The organism is Streptococcus sp. GMD1S, assembly GCF_000296875.1.
Taxonomy (GTDB): domain Bacteria; phylum Bacillota; class Bacilli; order Lactobacillales; family Streptococcaceae; genus Streptococcus.
In genome coordinates this window covers 1-737 of the sequence record NZ_AJQY01000404.1, presented here as the reverse complement: position 1 = coordinate 737, position 737 = coordinate 1, and the positions used below count along the sequence as shown (strand labels likewise).

Sequence of the window (737 nt, the reverse complement as noted above, 5' to 3'; positions counted from 1 at the left end):
TGTTTCTTACGTGAAACAGCACCTGGAAGGAAAGCGTGGTTGTTTTCAAGTTTGAAGTTGAAGGCAGCTTCCACCTTGTCCATGTTTGATCCAAGAGCCAAAATTTCTGAGTTTGAGTTGACGATGTCTGTAATCATCAAGACAAAGTCTGAGTAGCCGTTTGCTGCATTAGCCGCTTGCATTGCTGCTTCGATTTCAGCTTGGCGTTCCAAGACTTCAGCAATATCAACTGTATTAACTTGGGCAACACGAACCTTATTTCCGTTGAGTTCAAATGTCTTAGCATCGATATCAATCAATTCTTCAGCAGATTTACTAGCCAAGTTTGTACCAGCTTTCAGCATAGCCAAACCGTACTCTTCCAAGTTGACACCAGCTAATTCAGCCAATTCAGGCGCAATCACTTTATCAGATGGGTGTGTTGTTGGTGATTTCAAAAGAAGGGTATCTGAAATCAAACCTGAAAGCATCAATCCTGCGATTTCTTTAGGAACAGCTACACCATGTTCTTTGAACATGCGGTAAACAATAGATGAAGCTGATCCAACTGGTTCCAAGCGCATGTAAAGTGGGCTGGCAGTTTCAAAGTTAGCCACACGGTGGTGGTCCACAACACCGTAAACTTCTACTTCAGCGATATCTGATACAGATTGTTGGAATTCATTGTGGTCAGTTAAGATAACTTGCTCTGCACCTTCTGCTTTAGCAGATGTGATGACGCGTGGTGCTTCTACACC

General features: G+C 43.0%; 1 protein-coding gene. It reads right to left on the bottom strand.

What is annotated here, in order from left to right:
* The coding region (locus GMD1S_RS10655; protein ID WP_000485360.1) for a manganese-dependent inorganic pyrophosphatase at window positions 1–737 on the bottom strand (737 nt) is incomplete at both ends.